The following is a 21938-nucleotide window of genomic DNA, read 5'->3' as shown; positions in this document are numbered from 1 at the left end:
CACGGTCCGGTGCCCAAGTCAGGCTGATTTCTGAACTGCCTGACAGGCAATCCCCGCCGCCCATCCCCGCACAGCCATGCCGAAGGCTTCGAACAAGGGGCGTGAAACCGGGTCGTTGATCGCATCCCATTCGGGATGCCATTGCACGGACAGCGTAAATCCGGGCGCGTCTTTGATGTAGATCGCCTCGGGCGTTCCATCCGGCGCATGCCCATCGATCACCACACGCTGTCCGATGCACTTGATCCCCTGCCCGTGCAGCGTGTTTGTCATGACCTCCTGCGCACCAAACAAGTCGTGGAACACACCGTTTTCCGTCAGTTTCACCACGTGGCGCAGCGCAAATTTTTCCTCAAGTGTACCATCGGGCGGCATCCGGTGGTTCATCCGCCCCGGCAGATCGCGAATTTCCGGATAGAGTGTTCCGCCCATGGCCACGTTGACCTCTTGAAATCCGCGGCAAATGCCCAGAAACGGCTGACCCCGTTCCACACAGGCCCGAACCAGCGGCAGGGTGATCGCGTCACGCGCGCGGTCAAACTCTCCATGCGCCTCGGTAGCCGGTTCACCATATTCTTCGGGATGCACATTGGGGCGACCGCCGGTCAGAAGAAAGCCGTCGCAAACCTCCAGCAACTCCTCAACCGACACATAACGGGGATCGGCGGGGATCAGCAGCGGCAAACATCCCGATACGTTCGCCACAGCGTCAGAATTCATCGTCCCCCCTGCATGGGTCGGGTATTGATCGTTCATGAGGTATGAGTTGCCGATAATACCAACAACGGGTCGAGACATTCCGCTTTCCTTGTTATTCATCCCCTTGGAAAGGAAGCTAACCGCAGCTTCACAGTCGTGCAAGAATACACCTCCTGCGTGACAGCGCAGGGACGTGTTCAGGGGTGCACAAATTTTCTCCCGACAACCAATCAAATCTCGGCACGCTTTCCCCGCCCCAAACTTCAAGTCGGGAACATGCGCCAAACGCTCCTGTGACGGAACTCTCTATGGTCGGATCTATTTCTCTCCGTCCAACCCGGCAGCTTCAATTCCCGCCATCGCAACGGCAGCGTCGTTTTCAGACGTGTCGCCGGTTACCCCAACGGCACCGATCACGTCGCCCTTTCGACCCCGTATCAAAACCCCGCCCGGAACTGGTACGACCTGCCCGCCATACACTCCGTTTACCGCCGCCATGAAGTAGGCTTGCGCCTCGGCCCGCTGCATCTGCGCCGTGCCCGCCATACCCAGCATGACAGAGCCATATGCCTTGCCATGCGCAATCGCAAAGCGGCCCGGTGCTGCATCATCCTCGCGCTCGAACGCGATGACGTGGCCGCCTGCATCCAGAACAACCACTGAAAGTGGCTTCAGCTCCATCTCGCGGCCTTTCTCAAGTGCTTTGCGGATAATGGTGCGGGCTTTGCGAAGGGAAACTTCCATGTGCATTCCTGTGTCTGCATGTCGAAAGAAGAAAGGGGGCGGATCGCCCCCTTTGTATTACGCGGTGGCCGCCTTCAATTCCAGACGGCGCGCGTGCAGGACCGGTTCGGTGTAGCCCGAGGGCTGCACACGGCCTTTGAACACAAGGTCACAAGCCGCCTGAAAAGCAATTCCGTTAAAGCCCGGCGCCATCGGGACATAACCCGGATCACTTGCATTCTGGCGATCCACGACAGCCGCCATTTTCTGCATCGCAGCCATCACCTGTGCATCGTCGACAATGCCGTGATGCAACCAGTTGGCCAGAGCCTGAGACGAAATCCGGCAGGTCGCACGGTCTTCCATCAACCCGATGTCGTTGATGTCGGGGACTTTGGAACATCCTACGCCCTGATCGACCCAACGCACGACATAGCCCAGAATGCCTTGTGCATTATTCTCGACCTCGCGCGAGATTTCCGCCTCACCAAGATTGCGGCCCCCCAGCAGAGGAATGGTCAGCAAATCGTCAAGCGTTCCTCGGGCACCCGCCACTGCGATCTCGTCCTGACGGGCCAGTACGTTGACCTTGTGGTAATGTGTGGCGTGCAGCGTTGCAGCTGTAGGCGACGGCACCCAGGCGCAGGTGGCGCCAGATTGCGGATGGCTAATCTTTTGCTCCAGCATATCGCCCATCCGGTCCGGCATCGCCCACATGCCTTTGCCGATCTGCGCCTTGCCTTTCAGGCCGCAGGCCAAACCGATATCGACGTTGCGGTCTTCATAAGACGCAATCCAGGGCGTGTTCTTGATGTCGCCCTTGGGCAGCATCGGCCCAGCCTCCATCGAAGTGTGAATTTCATCGCCAGTGCGATCCAGAAAACCGGTATTGATGAAGGCGACGCGCGATTTCGCGGCGCGAATGCACTCTTTCAGGTTCACCGACGTGCGGCGTTCCTCATCCATGATCCCCAGCTTTACGGTGTTGCGCGGCAAGCCAAGGATGTATTCGACCATGTCGAAAATCTCGACCGCAAACGCAACCTCTTCCGGCCCGTGCATCTTTGGCTTCACAACATAGACCGACCCTTCGACCGAGTTACCCCCATCCCGTTGCAGGTCATGCATTGCGATCACAGTGGTGCAGAGCGCGTCCATCAGCCCCTCGCCAATCTCGCGCCCTTCGGCGTCCAGAACGGCCGGGTTCGTCATCAAGTGGCCGACATTTCGCACCAGCATCAGCGAACGACCTTTCAGGGTCGCCTGCTCACCTGTCGGTGTGGTGAAGGTCAGATCTTCTGCCAGTTTGCGGGTAAATGTGGTGTCGCCCTTGGTGACGTCTTCGGTCAGATCGCCCTTCATCAGGCCCAGCCAGTTGCCATAGGCCACGACCTTGTCTGCCGCATCAACACAAGCGACCGAGTCTTCGCAGTCCATAATCGTTGAAAGGGCGGATTCCAGCCGGACATCGGCGATACCTGCGCGATCAGTGGCACCGATAGCGCCAGTCGGATCGATCATGATCTGAATATGCAGGCCATTGTTTTTCAGAAGCACAAAATCCGGCTTGTCTGCCGCGTCACCGAAACCAACAAATTGAGCAGGGTTTGCCAGTGCCGGGGAAAGAACACCTTCTTCGACATGCAGTCCCGACACGTCGACCCAAGACCCACCAGCCAGAGGAACAGCGTCATCCAGAAAAGCTTTCGCCCATGCAATCACCCGTGCACCGCGCGCCGCATCATACCCACCGCCTGTTGGCAGATCGCCTATCGCATCGGTGCCATAAAGCGCATCATACAGGCTGCCCCATCGCGCATTCGCCGCGTTCAGCGCAAAGCGCGCGTTGGTTATCGGCACAACCAGCTGCGGACCCGGCGTCAGCGCAATCTCGGGGTCGACATGCGTCGTGTCGATCTGAAACCCGTCGCCTTCCTCGACCAAATAACCGATTTCCTTCAGAAAAGCCCGATAGTCAGTGGGATCAATGCTCTGACCCTCGCGCGCAATATGCCAGCTGTCGATGCGCCCTTGAATCTCGGCGCGCTTGGCCAGAAGCGCGCGGTTCTTCGGCCCCAGTTCAGACACCAGTCGCGCCAGACCCGCCCAGAAATCCTGCGCCGACACACCCGTACCCGGCAATGCCCGCGTCTCGATAAACTCTGCCAGTATTGGATCGATCTGCAGCCCGCTCAGGGTTTGTCTGCCACTCATCTTCCTGCTCTCCCGCGATTGTGTGCCATTGTATGCGTAAGTGACTTAGGCCGAAAGTTTCCGATAGGCAACTTTCGACTTTGCGTTAGGGTTATTCGGATCGAAGGGAAGCTGTTTCAAAAACAACAAGGGAATGGCGGGGGCCAGTTGCAGCTCTGGAACGATGCCCCTAACGTCGCGCCAGACACGAACCGATGCGAGGCCCCCATGCGCGACGCTGCCCCCACCACGATCTTCCTGAAAGACTACACTCCGTTTGGTTATCTGCTGGACAGCGTACACCTGACCTTCGATCTGTCCGCACATGCAACACGGGTCACGTCGCGTATCGCGTTTCGTCCAAATCCCGACGCGACCGATCGCACCTTTTTCCTGCACGGCGAAGATCTGAACCTGATCCGCGCGTCCATCAACGGATCCGAAGTTTCGCCTGACGTCACGGACAAGGGCCTGACCTCCGATGTTCCCGACGCCCCGTTCCTCTGGGAAGCCCAAGTTGAGATCGATCCGGGTAACAACACGGCGTTGGAGGGGCTTTATATGTCGAACGGCATGTATTGCACCCAGTGCGAGGCGGAAGGTTTCCGCAAGATCACATATTACCCGGATCGCCCCGATGTCATGTCCACCTTTACTGTGCGTATCAATGGCGACCTGCCGGTTCTGCTGTCGAACGGCAACCCCTCGAACAAGGGCGAAGGATGGGCCGAATGGACCGACCCGTGGCCCAAGCCTGCCTATCTGTTTGCGCTTGTCGCTGGTGATCTTGTGGCCCATCCCGACCGGTTCACCACCAGATCAGGCCGGGATGTGGCGTTGAACCTGTGGGTGCGTCCGGGGGATGAGGGCAAATGCGCCTTCGGCATGGAGGCGCTGAAGAAGTCCATGAAATGGGACGAAGATGTCTATGGCCGGGAATACGATCTGGACGTCTTCAACATCGTCGCCGTCGATGACTTCAACATGGGCGCGATGGAAAACAAGGGGCTGAACATCTTTAACTCTTCGGCTGTTCTGGCCAGTCCTGAAACCTCGACCGATGCCAATTTCGAACGGATCGAGGCGATCATCGCGCATGAGTATTTTCACAACTGGACGGGCAACCGCATCACCTGCCGCGACTGGTTCCAGCTGTGTCTGAAAGAAGGTCTGACCGTCTTCCGCGATGCACAATTCACATCCGACATGCGCTCGGGCCCTGTGAAACGCATTCACGACGCCATCGACCTGCGCGCGCGGCAATTCCCCGAGGATAACGGCCCGCTCTCGCACCCGGTCCGGCCCGAAAGCTTTCAGGAAATCAACAATTTCTACACGGCCACGGTTTACGAAAAAGGTGCCGAAGTCATCGGCATGTTAAAGCGGCTGGTCGGGGATGAGGCCTATGCAAAGGCGCTGGACCTCTATTTTGACCGCCATGACGGGCAGGCCTGCACGATCGAGGATTGGCTGAAAGTGTTCGAAGACACCACGGGCCGCGACCTGACCCAGTTCAAACGTTGGTACAGCCAGTCGGGCACACCGCGTTTGACCGTATCTGAAGATTGGGCCGACGGGACCTATACCCTGACGCTGAAACAGCGCACCGATCCCACACCGGGTCAGGCAGAGAAACTGCCCCAGGTGATCCCGGTCGCCATTGGCCTGCTGGGGTCAAACGGGGATGAGGTCCGCGCGACCGAAGTGCTGGAACTGACAGAGGCCGAGCAGAGTTTTCAGTTCACCGGGCTTGCGACAAGGCCCACAGCTTCGATCCTGCGCGATTTCTCGGCACCGGTCATTCTGGAACACGATCATTCAAACGCCGAACGCGCGTTTCTGCTGGCGTATGACACAGATCCGTTCAACCGCTGGCAGGCTGGCAGATCGCTGGCGCAGGACACCTTGCTGCGGATGATCTTGGACGAAGCAACCCCGGACGCCGATTACCTTGACGGGCTGCTGGCCGTGCTGCGCGACGACACGCTGGACCCGGCCTATCGCGCCTTGATGCTTGGGCTGCCGACGCAATCCGAACTGGCTGCGGCGTTGCATGAACGCGGCCAGACGCCCGATCCGATGGTAATCTGGTCAGCGGTCGAAACGCTGCGGCAGTCCACGGCGCAGCATGTGCAGGATCTGCTGCCCCGCCTGCACAGCGAGGCGTTGGTTGATGGCCCCTACAGCCCGGATGCCGAGCAATCCGGCAAACGCGCCCTTGGCAGCGCGGCATTGGCGCTGACCTCTCGGCTGGACGGGGGGGCAATGGCGGCCAATGTGTATGCCAACGCGGATAACATGACCCTGCAACTGACAGCCCTGTCCTGCCTATTGCGTGCCCGCAAGGGCGAGGCCCAACTGACCGCCTTCTATGACCAATGGCATCATGACCGGCTGGTCATGGACAAATGGTTTGGCTTGCAGGTGACCATGGCCGCCCCCGAGGCGACACCGGAAACGGCGAAGGCATTGACCGGGCATCCCGATTTCAACTGGAAGAACCCGAACCGGTTCCGCGCTGTCATGGGGGCCTTGGCGATGAACCACGCAGGGTTCCACCAGCCGGATGGTGCCGGGTACAGCCTGCTGGCCGATTGGCTGATCCGCCTTGATCCTGTGAACCCGCAAACCACGGCACGGATGTGTTCCGCCTTCCAGACCTGGAAACGGTACGACACCGGGCGTCAAGGCCAGATGCGCGCGCAGCTTTCTCGCATTGCAGAAACACCGAACCTGTCGCGCGACACGACGGAAATGGTATCCCGCATCCTCGGCGCATGACACCCTACAGCTTTACCCGCCGCAACCGGAACACACGAACACTGGTCATTCTGGCCAGTGTCTACGCGGCCCTGCTGGCGCTGGTCATCCTGTTCGACGCGGCTTGGTGGGTTGTTGGCTTGCTGTCTCTTGCCACTCTCCCCGCAATCTGGGACGTGATCCAGAATACCAGCGCTGGCGTGCATCTGGACCGGGATGCGGTGCGCTGGTTCACGGGCAATCGTAAGGGAGATATCCCGATGCGGGATATCGACCATTTCCGATTTGACACCCGGTGGGACTTTTCCGTTCGCGTATCCATCGTCCTGAAATCCGAGAAACGAATCCGGCTGCCAGATGAGTCTCTGCCACCGCATCGGAATCTGGAAACCATTCTAAAACAGGAAGGTTTTCGCGTAGACCGTCATCATTTCACTGTTTTCTGAAACACTGCGTGATCTACGGGCTCATTGGACACAAAAAACAAAGTTTATTAAGCAAATTACTTGAATTGAACCCAAGACCTCGCCAGAATTCGGACTCAGTTAAGTGTTTTTACAGTTTTGAGTTTTACCATGTTTCGGTCGATAAGGGCGCTGTTTGCCCAGCCTTCATCCAATCCCACGGACGCCTCAGAAGATCTGTGCGCAACGAAATCCGCGTTGGCTGCTGCACTGCCTGAACATGGGCAGCTCAACATTCCAGTGGCAACGTCGAATTGCGACAATCTGATTGGACACTCAACAATCGAACATGGGCGCTATCTGGCCAGACAGGATCGCTGGACCGAGTTGTCCGACGAAATGCGTGCAGCGGATCAGGATCGTGCTGCCGTGTCGGATGGTATGCCGATTGCCGATCTTTTGGCGTTCGGGGCCCGATCTGACGTGGTTCTGGCTGCGGAACATGCGCTGTCGGACGGCAAGGCCATATCTGACTACGATTTGCTGGGTGGTATTTCGGAACTGGAAGGCGAGTTGTCAGACAATCCCGGCGATCCGATGATCGCTGCTGTTGTGGCGCTGGCCCATATCGATCTGGCCTGGGCTTGGCGCGGGAACGCCACGGACACGGCCTTGCCGCCCTTGCACCGCTCGCGATGCGCCGCTCATTTCGACCGGGCCGCTGCGATCCTTCCCAAATGCAAGGCGGATGCACCGGACAGCCCTCTGATTGCGGCCGCCGGTTGTGCCCTGTTGGCCGGGCAGCGCAAGTCAAACGCCCGCGTTGCCGATGAGTACGAGCGCCTGATCACACTGGACCCGCGCAATCAGCGTCACATGCGCGCGATGGGCAGCCACCTTTTGCCCCGGTGGTTCGGCAGCTACGCAGAACTGGAATTGCAAGCCTTGCGCAATGCCGTCCGGACACAGGATGTCTGGGGCGCAGGTGGATATACGTGGGTGCAATTCGATGCCATCGCTTTGGACGAAGAGGCCTGCGCGCAGGTCGATGTCGAATATTTCCTTGAAGGATTGCGCGATATCGTAGGTTTGCGCCCTGACCAACAGATGATCAATATGTTGTCGGCCTATTGTGCAATCACCATTCAGAATGGTCGCGGGCTGAACGAAAAGGCAGACAATGTCCGTGCCCATATGCGCGACACCGCAAACTGGCTGATCCGCGATCACCTGACCGAGCTTCACCCCCTGATCTGGGCCCATGCCGCCAACGGGTTCAACAACTCTGTCCGCATCAACTCGCCCGAGCGGTTTGCTGCGCGCGGTCAGCGCGACGCGCTGCGCGCCATCTCGGATTTGTTCCGGGATGAACTGCGCAGCGGCAAGGATGTAACCTTCACACCGTCCGGTCTGCAGTTTTCCAAGAACTGAACGCGTCAGGATTCCCCCTTGCCCCTAGGCCCTGCCGGGCCTAATACGCAGGTTTAGACTTCTGCGGAAATGAGGCGCGCCATGCTCGACCTGACATACGAAATGCCCAAACCCAAAACCATTGCCGGGGCCAAGCACGATTGGGAACTGGTGATCGGGATGGAGGTGCATGCGCAGGTGTCATCCAATGCCAAGCTGTTCTCGGGCGCGTCCACAAAATTCGGGGCCGAGCCGAACTCGAACGTGGCTTTCGTGGATGCGGCAATGCCGGGAATGCTGCCGGTGATCAACGAGTTCTGCGTGGAACAGGCAGTGCGCACCGGGCTGGGCCTGAAGGCGGATATCAATCTGAAATCGGCCTTTGACCGCAAGAACTATTTCTACCCTGACCTGCCGCAAGGTTACCAGATTTCCCAGCTTTATCATCCCATTGTGGGCGAAGGCGAGGTTCTGGTCGAGATGGGTGACGGCACTGCGCGCATGGTGCGGATCGAACGCATTCACATGGAGCAGGACGCCGGCAAATCGATCCACGACATGGACCCGCACATGTCCTTTGTCGACCTGAACCGGACCGGTGTTTGCCTGATGGAGATCGTCAGCCGCCCTGATATTCGCGGGCCAGAAGAGGCTGCGGCGTATATCGCCAAGCTGCGCCAGATCATGCGCTATCTGGGCACCTGTGACGGCAACATGCAGAACGGCAACCTGCGGGCGGATGTCAACGTCTCCATCTGTTTGCCGGGCGCGTATGAGAAGTATCAGGAAACACAGGACTTTTCGCATCTGGGCACCCGTTGCGAGATCAAGAATATGAACTCGATGCGGTTCATCCAGCAAGCCATTGAGGTCGAAGCCCGCCGCCAGATCGCTATTGTCGAAGCCGGTGGCAAGGTCGAGCAGGAAACCCGCCTGTATGATCCGGACAAGGGCGAAACCCGGTCGATGCGGTCCAAGGAAGAAGCGCATGATTACCGCTATTTCCCCGATCCCGACCTGCTGCCGCTGGAGATCGAGCAGGCATGGGTGGACGATATCGCCGCCCATCTTCCAGAGCTGCCTGACGACAAAAAAGCGCGCTTTATCAGTGAGTTCGGCCTGACCGACTATGACGCCTCGGTACTGACTGCCGAAGTTGAATCGGCGGCCTATTTCGAAGAGGTCGCGCAGGGCCGCAATGGCAAACTGGCCGCGAACTGGGTGATCAATGAGCTTTTCGGACGTCTGAAAAAAGAAGACCACGACATCACGGAGTCGCCCGTTTCTCCGGCGCAGCTGGGTGGGATCATCGACCTGATTTCCTCTGATGCCATCTCGGGCAAGATCGCCAAGGACTTGTTTGAAATCGTCTATACCGAAGGCGGTGACCCGGCGCAGATCGTCGAGGATCGCGGGATGAAACAAGTCACCGACACCGGTGCGATCGAGGCCGCACTGGACGAGATCATCGCGGCCAATCCGGCCCAGGTCGAGAAGGCCAAGGTGAACCCGAAACTGGCGGGTTGGTTCGTGGGTCAGGTGATGAAAGCGACCGGCGGCAAGGCCAACCCGAAGGCCGTTAACGATTTGGTCAGCAAGAAGCTGAGTTCCTGAACCTTACATTTTGTACAAGCCTGCCAGTGGCAATTGTCAGGTTTGTACAATCAGATTTCCACGATTTTTTAAGAAATGGGGTCAGCTCATCGGCTTGACTTCGCCCGTGATTGCACCCTTTCTTCCGCCCCAGAGAGGTGAGGTATCATGCAGAACAGATTTGATCAGGAACTCGAAGATCGGCTGGTGCGTTACGCGGCGATCGACAGTCAGAGCGACGAGACCTCGGCGACCACGCCGAGCACCCCGATACAGTTCGACATGCTGAACCTGCTGAAGCAGGAACTGACCGAGATCGGCGCTAGCGATGTGACGCTGACGGGTGACAGCGTGGTCGTCGCGACCATCCCCGGCACCGCACCCGGCCCGACGGTGGGCTTTCTGGCGCATGTGGATACGGCCCCCCAGTTCAATGCAACGGGCGTCAAGCCGCGGGTGATCAAGGGATATAACGGTGGCGACATTTCCTTTCCGGACGACCCGGATCTGGTGCTGTCCCCGGACGAGAACCCCTATCTGGCCGAGAAGATCGGACATGATCTGATCACGGCATCGGGCACCACCCTGCTCGGCGCGGATGACAAGGCCGGGGTGTCGATCCTGATGACCATGGCCCGGCATCTGATCGAAAACCCGGATATCCCGCACGGACCTATCCGCATTGCCTTTACCCCGGATGAAGAAATCGGGCGCGGCGTTACCGAACAGCTGCCCAAGGATCTGGGGGCGGATTTCGCATATACTCTGGACGGTGCCGAAGTGGGCGAGATCGAATATGAAAGCTTTTCGGCCGACCGTGCCGTGATCCGGATCGAGGGGGTATCAATCCACCCCGGACTGGCCAAGGACAAGATGGTGAACGCAGCCCATCTGGCGGCGAAGATCGTGCAGACTTTGCCGCAGGCCACCATGACGCCCGAAACAACCGATGGCCGCGACGGGTTCATTCATGTCACCGACATGAGCGGTGGATCGTCCGAGATGGAAATCAAGCTGATCCTGCGCGATTTCGAGATGGAGGGCCTTGAGGCACAACGTGACATCGTACGGCAGGTCTGTGCCGCCGTGCAGGCCACGGAACCGCGCGCGACCATCACCTGCGATATCAGCCACCAATACCGGAACATGCGCTATTGGCTGGAAAACGACATGACACCGGTTGATCTGGCGCGCGACGCCTGCCGCGAGCTGGGGATCGAGCCGCTGTCGGTCCCGATCCGCGGCGGCACCGACGGGTCGCGCCTGACCGAGTTCGGCACCCCCTGCCCCAACCTGTTCACCGGAATGCAGTGCATTCACGGGCCGCTGGAGTGGATATCGGTACAGGACATGGCAGTGGCGACCGAGCTGTGCCTGTCGGTTGTGACCAAGGCGGCACAGGCTGGCGGCAATAATCAGGGCTGAAAACCGACGGTCGGGCGACGGCTCTTTCACCCGGGGGTCAGCGTGGTAAGTTGGCGTGAACAGGTATTTAGGAACACTTGATGCAGCTTTTTGAATACAAGGTCGTCCCCGCGCCGCAAAAGGGCGTGAAAGCCAAGGGCGTGAAAACGGCCGAGGGCCGCTTTGCGGTCTCGGTCGAACAGGTTCTGAACCAGATGGCGCAGGACGGCTGGGAATACCAGCGCGCCGAGCTGCTGCCCAGCGAGGAACGCTCGGGCCTGACCGGATCGACCACAAACTGGCGCAATGTGCTGGTGTTCCGGCGGGTCGTGGCCGAGGAAGTCGATGCGTCGGTGATCGGAGACGTACCCGAGTTTGACGACACCCCATTGGCCCAACCGATCCCCGGCCCCGGTGTGGTGGCCGCGCCGAAACCAATTTCGGAAGACGCGAATGAGCCGCCCTTGTCGTTGAAAAGCCGGGAACAGGTTGACCAGGACACGGATACCGCGGGCGACAAGAAAGACGCCTGAGACGGATCAGGGTTTGACGTGCGGTTACACCTGCAACACGGTGTGCATCGCAGTTTGAGCAGCCCGCCCGCGGGCAGGTTTGGCGCTGCGGGCGCGATATGTGCTTATCAACCCAGCGAAATCTGTGGCATGTTAACCGGACAACCGGGAGGGACTTTGAAATGGGTATTCGGCAGACACAGGGGCGGGCACGCCTGTATGACAGCATCCTTGATACAGTCGGCGACACGCCCTGTATCCGGATCAACCGGATCGCGCCGGAGCATGTGACCGTTTATGTGAAGTTCGAAGCGTTCAACCCGGCAGGGTCCGTCAAGGACAGGCTGGCGCTGAATATCATCGAGGCGGCAGAACGGGATGGGCGGCTGAAACCCGGTCAGACGGTTGTCGAGGCGACATCGGGCAATACCGGGATCGGGCTTGCCATGGTCTGTGCGGCCAAGGGATATCCGCTGGTTGTGACGATGGCCGAAAGCTTTTCGGTCGAGCGGCGCAAGCTGATGCGCTTTCTGGGCGCGAAGGTTGTTCTGACCCCCAAGGCACAAAAGGGGTTCGGCATGTATACCAAGGCCAAGGAACTGGCCGAGGAAAACGGGTGGTTTCTGGCCAGCCAGTTCGAGACTGCCGCCAATGCCGATATTCACGAGAATACGACCGCGCGGGAAATCCTTGCGGATTTCGAAGGCAAGCAGCTGGATTACTGGGTGACGGGCTATGGCACCGGTGGCACGGTCGCCGGAGTATCACGGGTGTTGCGCAAAGAGCGCCCCGATACGAAAATCATCCTGACCGAACCGGCAAATGCCGCCATCGTGTCATCAGGCTATGTAAACACGCGCAACGACGATCACCAGCCCACCGAAAGCCACCCCAATTTTGAGCCGCACCCGATTCAGGGCTGGACGCCGGATTTCATTCCATGGGTCCTTCAGGAAGCCATCGACAACGCCTATAACGACCAGCTGATCCCTGTTCCGGGGCCGCAAGGGATTGAATGGTCACGCCGCCTTGCCTCGGAAGAGGGGATATTCACCGGCATCTCGGGCGGGTCGACCTTTGCGGTGGCGATGAAGCTGGCCGAAACCGCAGCGCCGGGATCGGTCATGCTGGTGATGCTGCCGGATACGGGCGAGCGTTACCTGTCGACGCCTCTGTTCGAAGGGGTCGAAGACGTCATGACGGATGAGGAATATGCGATCTCGGCCTCGACCCCATCCGCGCAGATGAGCGCAGAATAGGGCGCAGCGTCAGGTTCCAATATCCAGCGCCAGCGCGTGGATGCGGGGCACGATGTCGCCCAGCGCCTTGTGCACGGCCCGGTGGCGGGCGACACGGGATTGACCGGCGAATGCGGCGGCGCGGATGCGGACGTTGAAATGGCTTTCGCCGCCTTCCCTGTGGCCTGCATGGCCGCGATGGCTTTCGCTGTCGTCGATCACGTCAAGTTCATGCGGGTCAAAGGCGGCTTGCAGGCAGGTTCGGATTTCGTCGGTCACGCTCATTTTTTTGCTCAGCGGCAAAATTTTTGCCGCCCCCCTCTTCTACTTTCGGCTGCTTAGACTAAACTGCTGCCTCCGAGTCGAAAAGATGCGTTCGTGAGGATAGAGCATGGCGAAATCAGACCCCTTCGGATTCGATATGTCCGTTTCCAGCGCCAAGAAAAAGAACCCGCGTGGGCGCCGGGGCATGTCGGGCGCGTCCGAGACCTCGGTCCGGATCTGCGATCACGACGGGTGTGACGAGCCGGGCAAGTTCCGCGCGCCCAAGGCACCGGATGTGCTGGATGACTATTTCTGGTTCTGCCAGCAGCACGTGCGCGAGTATAACCAGAAGTGGAATTTCTTCGACGGCACCACCGAGGCCGAGCTGAACGCGCAACGCTCGAAGGACAAGGTTTGGGAACGTGAGACCAAGCCGATGGGAGACCCCGAGGCGCGCGCCTGGGCCCGTCTGGGCATTGAGGACCCGCATCAGGTACTGGGCGCCAACAGCACGCAGAACAAGGGGCGCACCTCGGGTGGAGGTGGACGTCGCCTGCCCCCCACTGAACGCCGCGCAATCGAGATTCTGGAGGCCAATGACAGCTGGACCAAGGCCGAAGTGCGCAAAGCTTACAAGAAGCTGATCAAGGTGCTGCATCCGGACATGAATGGCGGCGACCGGTCGCAGGAAGAGCAGCTGCAAGAGGTCGTCTGGGCCTGGGACCAGATCAAGGACAGCCGGAATTTCAAGTAAGGTCACCGTCAGTCGCCAGCTGTTTACACAGTTTGAACGGATTGTGAGGATGCTGTCTGGAAACCTGTTTCAATTCCCGCGATAGTGGCAGGGTATAGAACCAGAGCTTTTCCCGGAGCGTCCACCGTGCGTATGCCTTTCTTACTGTTGCTTGCCTCTCTTTTCGGGCTGGTCGTGGCGCAGTTCTATCCGACCGAGATGGACTGGCTGTTTCTTTTGTCCCTGCTTTGTGTGTTCGCCAGTACGATCCTTTTGATCCGGGCTTGGTTCGACTGGCGCAGGGCCAACACATGGATCATCGTGGACGGGTCAAACGTGATGCACTGGAAAGACGGCGCCCCGGATCTGGCGACGTTGCGGCAGGTTCTGGCCAGTCTGAAGCAAGCCGGGTTCAAACCGGGCGTCGTGTTCGATGCGAATGTCGGGTACAAGGTTGAAGGGGAATACATGAACGACCGGGCGCTGAGCCGCGCCCTGGGCTTGCGGGCCAAGCGGGTCATGGTCGCGCCCAAAGGCACGCCGGCAGATCCGCTGATCTTGCAGGCCGCGCGGGACAGCAGGGCGCGTATCGTGACAAATGACAGGTTCCGCGACTGGGAGGACGAGTTTCCGGATGTGTTGAAAGCGGATCGCCTTGTGAAAGGTGGTTTTCGCAAGGACGAGCTTTGGTTTTCGCTTTGACCACGCGACCACAGCTTTACGCAACGATCCGGGTTTCGTAGCGTTCAGGAGTGATACCGACGGGCCCCTGCCCCGAAATAACCGTGTTGGATGCAAGCACCGTGGCACGCAAAGAGCAGAAACCGCCAAAAGCCAAGATCCCGCCGGATCATCCGTTTTCTGACATCGTCAGCGAAGCCTACAGGGTTTTCGCCTATCCAAAGCCGAGCAGTATCGAGGTTTGCGAAGGCTGCTGCATGGACGCCGATATTGAGGCGGATTTCTTTACACCGCCCATTTCCGAGCTTCCCCTGCATTACGTTCAGGACTGGTTCTTTGCCGCTTGTGATCCTGCGGGGATAGCCCGCGACACATGGGGGTACCTGCTGCCCCGGATCCTTGAGATTCTGGCCGTGGACGAAGACCCCGCCAGCGTTGGGCTGGAGGTGAGCCTGAACCGGTTTGAAACCGGCAACCCGAAGAACTGGTCGCCCGAGGAATGGCAGGTTCTGGACCGGTTCCAGCGTGCATATCTGAAACGCGAAATGGAACGGGAACGCGGCTGCCTGGACGATACGCTTTGCATGTTCGCCCTCGCAGGATGGCCGCTGGAGTCGCTGTTCGAACAGGTCGCCGCAAGCCCGGATACCGAATTGGTGCTGCGTCTGTGGCGCGATTGGTGTGCATATTGTATTCCGGGGCGGGACTCGATCTGGATTACCGCATTCTGGAACAGCCCCGGCAATACGCGGGCCTTTGAGTTTTACACCTCGGAAGCGATGCACGACAGGATGACCCGCATCGCGTTCGCCGAGGTCACACCGGAGGATATCGCGGAAAAGGCGCTGGCCGTAGCCAGTGTTATCGAGACCCATGCCGATTGGGCAATGGGTGGGTTGTCGACCTAAGGTCTGAGCCATGCGCGAATGATGTTGGGTTGATGTCCCGGAGGATGAAGGCGTCAAACCTTGTTCGGTTGATCCCCGATTGGCAACTACTGCACTAATGCTGTTAACAGCGCGGCGTGATCCGGGTGCGCACCAACAATGGCGCCACGATTTCCGCAACGTGGGCCTAACCTGCGAACATGCCTCGCAACGCGCGTGCCTCGCGCCCGGTCAGGCAGCTTAGGCGCGTTTGGGGGTGTGGTCCTGCGTCTGAACGCAACACCGGAAAGAGCGCGCGCAGTTCCTCGACATCGTCGCGATGCAGTGATTTCAGCGCCATGTCACCCGGAAACAGGCTTTCGCTTTGCAGACCGTGCGATGTGAGGATCACATGTTCGGCGCAGGCGATGTGATAATATGTCACCGCCTCGCCCGTGGTCACCTGCCGGATGGTATCATCGTTGACCAGATGAATGGCCGCGCAGAACACGCTTGGTGCGCCAAAATAAAGCTCGGCCCGCCAGCCCCCCAGCACAACCCGGTGTTGCGGAGAGAGGTAAAGATCCCTGTCCGGCAGGCCCTTGCCCAACGCATCGCGCCGGATGCAGACCGGGTTGAATTGGGGCCGAACCCGCAGGATTTGCGCGCTGAGCGTTCGTTTGCCGATCCATTCGATGGGCAGCGGGGTCCCACCGGCCACGCAAACCCTGTCACCCACGGTCAGATCTTCGACCGGGCGCAGGCCGCAATCCGTTTCGATCAGGGTGCCCGAAACAAAACAGGGCGGATCGGTCGGGTTCAGATCATTCGGGGTGATCTTCCAGTTGCCCGTGGTCATCGGACCGGTTGGGTTATTGGCATCCCAGGCGTAAATCTGTCCGCCGACCTGAATGAATTCTCCGGTTTCCCCGGTTCCGCGATAGTTTCCCTGACCAAGATAGGTGTAAGGCTGGAAAGTCGCGCCCCCGTCAAACGACACCATTGATCCGCTGATGATTGCGGATTGTGTCGTGTTCTGGACGATGAGATCGTTCTGGCCCGTTGTTCTGGCCGTATGGAGAAGAACGTTAAACGCCACCGGGCGTCACCAAGGCCATGCTGGCAGATATCGACGCCTGCTGATCACTCGACCCAGAGCAACATTGCAGACGGAGCCGCACCCGGCATTCCCGTTTCACCAACACCCGATCACTTATAAAACGCCCCATAAGACCATTTTATATGTCTGATAAGGTCACTTTCCACAACATATAGTTTACCGAATGCCCACCTGCATGCAGCATTTCGGACACATGGTTCGGCATCTGCATCCGATCAGGCCGCGCTGTCATTGAGGAATGCAGCGTGATCTGTGCCTTGTACCCGTCGCAGTTGAGGATCACCCGCGCGTCGATAGGGCCAGTTTGAAAGAAAAACCTGCTCACCTTTCCGAGCGGGCGGCTTTCCCTTGCCCTTGCCCGCAATATGTTGCACCACACACGGGTTCAAACCCGGCAATGCGGGCCAAAGGATAAGGACAAGGCGAATGGCTGACGGATCGATCGATGTAAACGCAAAACCCACCGAAGATATCTCGGTCCGTGACGTATTTGGCATTGAGACGGATATGAAGGTCAAAGGGTTTGCCGAAGCCACCGACCGAGTGCCCGTCATCGACCCGACCTACAAGTTTGACCCAGAGACGACATTGGCGATCCTGGCGGGTTTTGCCCATAATCGCCGGGTGATGATTCAGGGTTATCACGGCACCGGCAAATCGACCCATATCGAGCAGGTCGCCGCCCGTCTGAACTGGCCCGCCGTGCGCGTGAACCTGGACAGCCATATCAGCCGGATCGACCTGATCGGCAAGGACGCGATCAAACTGCGCGATGGCAAGCAGGTGACCGAATTCCACGAGGGCATCCTGCCCTGGGCCCTGCGCAACCCCGTCGCCATCGTATTCGACGAGTATGACGCGGGCCGGGCCGACGTGATGTTCGTGATCCAGCGCGTGCTGGAACATGACGGCAAGCTGACCCTGCTGGACCAGAACGAGATCATCACGCCGAACCCGTGTTTCCGCCTGTTTGCCACTGCAAACACCGTGGGTCTGGGCGATACCACGGGTCTGTATCACGGCACGCAGCAGATCAACCAGGCGCAGATGGACCGCTGGTCGCTGGTCTCAACCCTGAACTATCTGAGCCATGATGCCGAGACGATGATCGTGCTGTCGAAGGCGCCGCATTACAACACCGCCGAGGGCCGCAAGACCGTCAGCCAGATGGTCACCGTGGCCGACCTGACCCGGACCGCCTTCATGAATGGCGACCTGTCCACCGTCATGAGCCCGCGGACCGTGATCAACTGGGCGCAGAATGCCGAGATTTTCCGCAATGTGGGCTATGCGTTCCGCCTGTCGTTCCTAAACAAGTGCGACGAGTTGGAACGTCAGACCGTGGCCGAGTTCTATCAGCGCTGCTTTGATGAAGAGCTACCCGAAAGCGCCGCGAGTGCGAGCTTGGGCTAAGCGCCCGGATTGCGCCCGTTCCGGGCGCAATGCCTCCGGCGGGGATATTTTTGGCCAGATGAAGTCGGATCCGTTACAGTTTTCCGCGCCGGGCAGGTCACTTTGATGAGGGCTTAAGGACATGGCACAGAAGAACGACAACCCTGCCGATCCCTTCAAGAAGGCCTTGGCCGAGGCCACCAAGGTCATGGCCGATGATCCTGAACTGAACATTTCATACACGGTCGATCCATCGGGTCTGTCCGGAGAGTCGATGCGGCTGCCGCAGGTGTCTCGGCGTATGACGCGGGAAGAGGTTCTGCTGGCGCGCGGCACGGCGGATGCTTTGGCGTTGCAGCGCCGGTATCATGATGATGCAACCCATGCGCGCTATGCGCCTCCGGGGGATATGGCGCGGGATTTGTACGAGGCGATGGAGACGGCGCGTTGCGAGGCGATGGGCGCGCGGGATATGCCCGGCACCGCCAGCAACATTGACGTCAAGATCGGGCATGAGGCGATCCGGCGCGGCTATGACCAGTGCAAGCAACCAGCCGATGCGCCTTTGTCGGTCGCGGCGGGTTATCTGATCCGGCATCTGGCCACCGGGCGCGATCTGCCGCCTGCGGCCGAGAATATCATGAACCTGTGGCGCGGGTTCATCGAGGAACAGGCCGGTGGCGTGTTGGAGAACCTTGATGACGTGCTGTCGGATCAGGCGGAGTTTGCCAAGTTCGCGCGGCAGATGATCAAGGATCTGGGCTATGGCGACCAGCTGGGTGATGACCCTGATGAGCTGGACGACGAGCAGGAAGATCAGGCCGAGGACGACGCCGAGGAACAGCCCGATCCCGACAGCACCGGTCAGGATGATCAGGACGAGCAGGACGCGGATGCGACGCCTGAGCAGACGCAGGAAGAGCAGCAGGATCAATCTCAGGCGCAGGTCTCGATGGATGAGATGGCCGAGGATGAGCTGGGTGACGAGGCGGAGATGCCTGATGGCGAAGCCCCGCTGGAGCCGCCTGCCCCGCCGCCCGCATCCGAGGCCGATCCGGATTACAAGGTCTATCTGAGCACGCATGATGAAGAGATTGCCGCCGAAGATCTGGCCGAACCTGCGGAACTGGAACGGCTGCGGGCCTATCTGGATCAGCAGCTTGAACCTTTGAAAGGGGCGGTTTCGCGCCTTGCCAACAAGTTGCAGCGCCGGTTGCAGGCGCAACAGAACCGCAGTTGGGAGTTCGACCGCGAGGAAGGCATTCTGGATGCGGGCCGTCTGGCGCGCGTTGTCGCCAACCCCACCACACCGCTGAGTTTCAAGGTCGAGAAGGATACCGAGTTCCGCGATACGGTGGTCACGTTGCTGCTGGACAATTCGGGGTCGATGCGGGGGCGTCCGATCTCGATCGCGGCCATCTGTGCCGATGTTCTGGCGCGGACGCTGGAGCGCTGCAATGTGAAGGTCGAGATTCTGGGCTTTACCACGCGGGCGTGGAAAGGCGGTCAGGCGCGCGAGGCGTGGCTGAACGATGGCCGCCCGCAGCAACCCGGCCGTCTGAACGACCTGCGCCACATCATCTACAAGGGGGCCGATGCGCCGTGGCGGCGGGCGCGGCCCAATCTGGGTCTGATGATGAAAGAGGGTCTGCTGAAGGAAAACATCGACGGCGAGGCGCTGGAATGGGCGCATCGCCGGATGATCGCGCGGCGCGAGCAGCGCAAGATTCTGATGGTGATTTCGGATGGGGCTCCGGTTGATGATTCAACCCTGAGCGTGAACCCCGCCAACTATCTGGAAAAGCACCTGCGCGATGTGATTGCCATGGTGGAGAAGCGCAAGATGGTCGAGTTGCTGGCGATTGGGATCGGTCATGATGTAACCCGGTATTACGACCGTGCGGTGACAATCACCGATGTGGAACAGCTGGCCGGTGCGATGACGGAACAACTGGCGGCCCTGTTCGACAGTGATCCGCGCGCGCGGGCGCGGGTGATGGGGATGAAGAAGGTCAGCTAGGCTGGCCTTGCCTCCGGCGGGAGTATTTCCCAAAAGATGAAAAGGCGGCGATATCGACCGCCCGGCTTAGGGAGGTGTAGTATGTTCCAGTCCTTTGAGGTGACCGCGCGGCCCGAACAGGGGCCGCCGCGTCTGGCTGCGTTGCGCGCAGAGCTGGCGCGCGAAGGGTTGGACGGGTTTCTGATCCCGCGTGCTGATGCGCATCAGGGCGAGTATGTGGCCCCGCGGGATGAACGACTGGCCTGGTTGACCGGATTTACGGGATCGGCCGGGTTCTGTGCTGCGCTGACCGGCATGGCTGGCGTATTCGTCGACGGGCGGTATCGCACGCAGGTCAAGGCGCAGGTCGCGGATGTGTTCACGCCGGTGCCGTGGCCTGACGTGAGCCTGAGTGCATGGCTGAAAGAGCAGTTGCCCGGTGGTGGCAAGGTGGGTTTCGACCCGTGGCTGCACGCGGCAGGGCAGATCTCGTCCACGCTGGGTGAGCTTGAGGGCGCAGGCATCGAACTGGTGCGCTGCGGCAATCTGGTGGACCGTATTTGGGCGGATCAGCCTGAACCGCCGATGCAGGCCGTCAAGGCGCATCCGATCGAGTTTGCGGGCGAAACCGCTGACAGCAAGATTGCCAGACTGGCCGCAGACCTGCGGCAGGCCGGACGAAAGGCCGCGGTGATTACATTGCCGGATTCGATCATGTGGCTGCTGAACATTCGGGGGTCGGATATCGCTTACAACCCCGTGGCCCACGGGTTTGCGATCCTGCATGACGATGGCTGGGTCGATCTTTTCATGGCTGCGGCAAAACTGTTGGACGTGCAGGATCATCTGGACCCGAAGGTGACGGTGCACAACCCTGCGGAATTTCTGGAGGCGGTGAAAGCGCTGGACGGTGTGGTACAGGTGGATCTGAGCACGGTGCCGCAGATCGTGGCCGATGCGTTGGGTGATGCCACGGTGGATGGTGGCGACCCCTGTGCCCTGCCCAAGGCCTGCAAGAACCCGGCCGAAATCGCGGGCAGCGCCGAGGCGCATTTGCGTGATGCGGTGGCGGTGGTCGAAACCCTGTGCTGGCTGGACGCACAGCCCCCCGGCAGCCTGTCCGAGACGCTGGTGGTCACGCGGCTGGAAGAAAACCGCCGCAGGGACAATGTGTTGCAGGATATCTCGTTCGATACCATTGCCGGGACGGGTCCGAACGGAGCGATCATGCATTACCGCGTGACGGACGAGACCGACAGCCGGTTGCAGGATGGTCATCTGCTGGTGCTGGACAGTGGCGGGCAATATCTGGATGGCACCACCGATATCACGCGGACGCTTGCCATCGGCACTGTCGGGGCGGAGGAAAAGACCTGCTTCACCCGCGTGCTGAAGGGCATGATTGCCATGTCGATGCTGCGCTGGCCCGCAGGGCTGGCCGGGCGCGACATCGAATGCGTGGCCCGCACGCCGCTATGGGCGGCGGGGCAGGATTTCAACCATGGCGTCGGACATGGCGTCGGGGCCTATCTGAGCGTGCATGAAGGGCCGCAGCGCCTGTCGAAGGTCAGCCATGTCCCGCTGCAACCCGGCATGATCCTGTCGAATGAGCCGGGATATTACCGCGAAGGGGCCTTTGGCATCCGCATCGAAAACCTTGTGGTGGTGGAAGAGGCCCCGGCCCTGCCCGGTGGCGACGTGGAACGCGCGATGCTGTGCTGGCGCACCCTGACATTTGTGCCAATTGACCGCAGGCTGATCATGGTGGATATGTTGACGCCTGACGAACGCGGCTGGCTGAACGCCTATCATCGCGACGTCGCGGAAAAAATCCGCCCAAGGCTGGGACATGACGCGCAACTGTGGTTGGATGCCGCAACTGCGCCGATCTGACACCCGCCTGTTACATAGAACGGGCAGAGGAGAGGCCCCAATACGTCGACGGAA

At 59.7% G+C, this 21938-nt stretch carries 19 protein-coding genes; 13 read left to right on the top strand and 6 right to left on the bottom strand.

Features of this window, described 5'->3' with window-relative positions; all coding sequences use genetic code 11:
* Positions 1-18 precede the first annotated feature (18 nt).
* The 3 genes from ACR0AP_RS07675 to ACR0AP_RS07665 form a co-directional block, all read right to left on the bottom strand.
* Positions 19-798: a gamma-glutamyl-gamma-aminobutyrate hydrolase family protein gene (locus ACR0AP_RS07675; protein ID WP_480476009.1), complete on the bottom strand. Its 780-nt coding sequence runs from the start codon at positions 796-798 to the stop codon at positions 19-21.
* 219 nt (positions 799-1017) lie between these two features.
* Complete coding sequence (locus tag ACR0AP_RS07670) at positions 1018-1443, bottom strand: GlcG/HbpS family heme-binding protein (protein ID WP_209504492.1); 426 nt, start codon at positions 1441-1443, stop codon at positions 1018-1020.
* Positions 1444-1500: 57 nt separating this feature from the next.
* A complete protein-coding gene (locus tag ACR0AP_RS07665; protein ID WP_480506279.1) occupies positions 1501-3636 on the bottom strand; it encodes a malate synthase G in 2136 nt (711 codons plus the stop codon).
* 207 nt (positions 3637-3843) lie between these two features.
* Between ACR0AP_RS07665 and pepN the strand changes: the two genes are divergently transcribed.
* The 7 genes from pepN (at position 3844) to ACR0AP_RS07630 (ending at position 12957) form a co-directional block, all read left to right on the top strand.
* Positions 3844-6396 (top strand): aminopeptidase N, encoded by a 2553-nt coding sequence (gene pepN, locus ACR0AP_RS07660; RefSeq protein WP_480506278.1) that lies wholly within the window; start codon positions 3844-3846, stop codon positions 6394-6396.
* Positions 6393-6821 (top strand): hypothetical protein, encoded by a 429-nt coding sequence (locus ACR0AP_RS07655; RefSeq protein WP_480506277.1) that lies wholly within the window; start codon positions 6393-6395, stop codon positions 6819-6821. The genes pepN and ACR0AP_RS07655 overlap by 4 nt, the downstream gene beginning before the upstream one ends.
* A gap of 129 nt (positions 6822-6950) precedes the next feature.
* Positions 6951-8210, top strand: a complete 1260-nt coding sequence (locus ACR0AP_RS07650; RefSeq protein ID WP_480506276.1) for a hypothetical protein — start codon at positions 6951-6953, stop codon at positions 8208-8210.
* A gap of 81 nt (positions 8211-8291) precedes the next feature.
* Positions 8292-9803, top strand: coding sequence for an Asp-tRNA(Asn)/Glu-tRNA(Gln) amidotransferase subunit GatB (gene gatB / locus ACR0AP_RS07645; protein WP_267365910.1), 1512 nt, complete (start codon positions 8292-8294; stop codon positions 9801-9803).
* Positions 9804-9950: 147 nt separating this feature from the next.
* Positions 9951-11207 (top strand): peptidase T, encoded by a 1257-nt coding sequence (gene pepT / locus ACR0AP_RS07640; RefSeq protein WP_480506275.1) that lies wholly within the window; start codon positions 9951-9953, stop codon positions 11205-11207.
* Between the two features lie 80 nt (positions 11208-11287).
* The gene (locus tag ACR0AP_RS07635) at positions 11288-11719 is read left to right on the top strand and encodes a DUF4177 domain-containing protein (protein WP_480486266.1); all 432 of its coding nucleotides are present in this window, start codon (positions 11288-11290) and stop codon (positions 11717-11719) included.
* A gap of 161 nt (positions 11720-11880) precedes the next feature.
* A complete protein-coding gene (locus ACR0AP_RS07630; protein WP_480486268.1) occupies positions 11881-12957 on the top strand; it encodes a PLP-dependent cysteine synthase family protein in 1077 nt (358 codons plus the stop codon).
* A gap of 9 nt (positions 12958-12966) precedes the next feature.
* On the opposite strand, the gene ACR0AP_RS07625 is transcribed toward ACR0AP_RS07630, so the two are convergent.
* On the bottom strand, positions 12967-13221 hold the full coding sequence (locus ACR0AP_RS07625; protein WP_267365906.1) for a BolA family protein: 255 nt from the start codon (positions 13219-13221) through the stop codon (positions 12967-12969).
* Between the two features lie 106 nt (positions 13222-13327).
* Here ACR0AP_RS07625 and ACR0AP_RS07620 point away from each other — a divergent pair, with 106 nt between their 5' ends.
* The 3 genes from ACR0AP_RS07620 (at position 13328) to ACR0AP_RS07610 (ending at position 15522) form a co-directional block, all read left to right on the top strand.
* Positions 13328-13954 (top strand): J domain-containing protein, encoded by a 627-nt coding sequence (locus tag ACR0AP_RS07620; RefSeq protein ID WP_480506274.1) that lies wholly within the window; start codon positions 13328-13330, stop codon positions 13952-13954.
* Between the two features lie 132 nt (positions 13955-14086).
* Positions 14087-14635, top strand: coding sequence for an NYN domain-containing protein (locus ACR0AP_RS07615; protein ID WP_480506273.1), 549 nt, complete (start codon positions 14087-14089; stop codon positions 14633-14635).
* Between the two features lie 101 nt (positions 14636-14736).
* A complete protein-coding gene (locus tag ACR0AP_RS07610) occupies positions 14737-15522 on the top strand; it encodes a hypothetical protein (protein ID WP_480506272.1) in 786 nt (261 codons plus the stop codon).
* 166 nt (positions 15523-15688) lie between these two features.
* On the opposite strand, the gene ACR0AP_RS07605 is transcribed toward ACR0AP_RS07610, so the two are convergent.
* Entirely contained in the window at positions 15689-16579 is an 891-nt protein-coding gene (locus ACR0AP_RS07605) for a Hint domain-containing protein (RefSeq protein WP_480506271.1), read from the bottom strand.
* A gap of 139 nt (positions 16580-16718) precedes the next feature.
* Complete coding sequence (locus ACR0AP_RS07600; protein WP_480506270.1) at positions 16719-16925, bottom strand: hypothetical protein; 207 nt, start codon at positions 16923-16925, stop codon at positions 16719-16721.
* 101 nt (positions 16926-17026) lie between these two features.
* On the opposite strand from ACR0AP_RS07600, the gene cobS reads away from it, so the two are divergent.
* The 3 genes from cobS (at position 17027) to ACR0AP_RS07585 (ending at position 21884) form a co-directional block, all read left to right on the top strand.
* Positions 17027-18013: a cobaltochelatase subunit CobS gene (cobS, locus tag ACR0AP_RS07595; protein WP_209504507.1), complete on the top strand. Its 987-nt coding sequence runs from the start codon at positions 17027-17029 to the stop codon at positions 18011-18013.
* A 121-nt stretch (positions 18014-18134) separates the two neighbouring features.
* Positions 18135-20012, top strand: a complete 1878-nt coding sequence (cobT, locus tag ACR0AP_RS07590) for a cobaltochelatase subunit CobT (protein WP_480506269.1) — start codon at positions 18135-18137, stop codon at positions 20010-20012.
* An 81-nt stretch (positions 20013-20093) separates the two neighbouring features.
* Positions 20094-21884, top strand: a complete 1791-nt coding sequence (locus ACR0AP_RS07585; protein ID WP_480506268.1) for an aminopeptidase P family protein — start codon at positions 20094-20096, stop codon at positions 21882-21884.
* Positions 21885-21938: the final 54 nt, after the last annotated feature.

Source organism: Ruegeria sp. AF7 (assembly GCF_056541885.1).
The sequence above is the reverse complement of the archived record's forward strand: the minus strand, read 5'-3'. Positions and strand labels throughout refer to the sequence as shown.

Bases quoted from the DNA above. Each gene is read 5' to 3' on its own strand.
- ACR0AP_RS07620 (WP_480506274.1), top strand. From the start codon at position 13,328: ATGGCGAAATCAGACCCCTTCGGATTCGATATGTCCGTTTCCAGCGCC.
- pepN (WP_480506278.1), top strand. From the start codon at position 3,844: ATGCGCGACGCTGCCCCCACCACGATCTTCCTGAAAGACTACACTCCG.
- ACR0AP_RS07665 (WP_480506279.1), bottom strand. From the start codon at position 3,636: ATGAGTGGCAGACAAACCCTGAGCGGGCTGCAGATCGATCCAATACTG.
- ACR0AP_RS07635 (WP_480486266.1), top strand. From the start codon at position 11,288: ATGCAGCTTTTTGAATACAAGGTCGTCCCCGCGCCGCAAAAGGGCGTG.
- pepT (WP_480506275.1), top strand. From the start codon at position 9,951: ATGCAGAACAGATTTGATCAGGAACTCGAAGATCGGCTGGTGCGTTAC.
- cobS (WP_209504507.1), top strand. From the start codon at position 17,027: ATGGCTGACGGATCGATCGATGTAAACGCAAAACCCACCGAAGATATC.
- ACR0AP_RS07670 (WP_209504492.1), bottom strand. From the start codon at position 1,443: ATGGAAGTTTCCCTTCGCAAAGCCCGCACCATTATCCGCAAAGCACTT.
- ACR0AP_RS07675 (WP_480476009.1), bottom strand. From the start codon at position 798: ATGTCTCGACCCGTTGTTGGTATTATCGGCAACTCATACCTCATGAAC.
- ACR0AP_RS07625 (WP_267365906.1), bottom strand. From the start codon at position 13,221: ATGAGCGTGACCGACGAAATCCGAACCTGCCTGCAAGCCGCCTTTGAC.
- ACR0AP_RS07650 (WP_480506276.1), top strand. From the start codon at position 6,951: ATGTTTCGGTCGATAAGGGCGCTGTTTGCCCAGCCTTCATCCAATCCC.
- cobT (WP_480506269.1), top strand. From the start codon at position 18,135: ATGGCACAGAAGAACGACAACCCTGCCGATCCCTTCAAGAAGGCCTTG.
- ACR0AP_RS07615 (WP_480506273.1), top strand. From the start codon at position 14,087: ATGCCTTTCTTACTGTTGCTTGCCTCTCTTTTCGGGCTGGTCGTGGCG.
- ACR0AP_RS07585 (WP_480506268.1), top strand. From the start codon at position 20,094: ATGTTCCAGTCCTTTGAGGTGACCGCGCGGCCCGAACAGGGGCCGCCG.
- ACR0AP_RS07630 (WP_480486268.1), top strand. From the start codon at position 11,881: ATGGGTATTCGGCAGACACAGGGGCGGGCACGCCTGTATGACAGCATC.
- gatB (WP_267365910.1), top strand. From the start codon at position 8,292: ATGCTCGACCTGACATACGAAATGCCCAAACCCAAAACCATTGCCGGG.
- ACR0AP_RS07655 (WP_480506277.1), top strand. From the start codon at position 6,393: ATGACACCCTACAGCTTTACCCGCCGCAACCGGAACACACGAACACTG.